Raw genomic sequence first — 594 nt, 5'->3', positions numbered from 1 at the left:
CCTGGATTCTTACATCCCAGAACCAGAGCGTGCGATTGACAAGCCATTCCTGCTGCCAATCGAAGACGTATTCTCCATCTCCGGTCGTGGTACCGTTGTTACCGGTCGTGTAGAGCGCGGTATCATCAAAGTTGGTGAAGAAGTTGAAATCGTTGGTATCAAAGAGACTGCGAAGTCTACCTGTACTGGCGTTGAAATGTTCCGCAAACTGCTGGACGAAGGCCGTGCTGGTGAGAACGTTGGTGTTCTGCTGCGTGGTATCAAACGTGAAGAAATCGAACGTGGTCAGGTTCTGGCGAAGCCAGGCTCAATCAAGCCACACACCAAGTTCGAATCTGAAGTGTACATTCTGTCCAAAGACGAAGGCGGCCGTCATACTCCGTTCTTCAAAGGCTACCGTCCACAGTTCTACTTCCGTACAACTGACGTGACCGGTACCATCGAACTGCCAGAAGGCGTAGAGATGGTAATGCCAGGCGACAACATCAAGATGGTTGTGACTCTGATCCACCCAATCGCGATGGACGACGGTCTGCGTTTCGCAATCCGTGAAGGCGGCCGTACCGTTGGCGCGGGCGTTGTTGCTAAAGTTCT

Annotated in this window: 1 protein-coding gene; it reads left to right on the top strand. The window is 52.2% G+C overall.

The genetic code is table 11. The annotated features are described in order from the left end of the window. Window positions 1–594 (top strand): EF-Tu/IF-2/RF-3 family GTPase (locus tag ACOT1A_RS24620; protein ID WP_045135604.1); only part of this gene is annotated, 594 nt, incomplete at both ends.

Source organism: Enterobacter cloacae complex sp. SYL003, from assembly GCF_049236925.1.
GTDB lineage: Bacteria > Pseudomonadota > Gammaproteobacteria > Enterobacterales > Enterobacteriaceae > Enterobacter > Enterobacter intestinihominis.
This window is presented reverse-complemented; position numbering and strand designations above follow the sequence as displayed.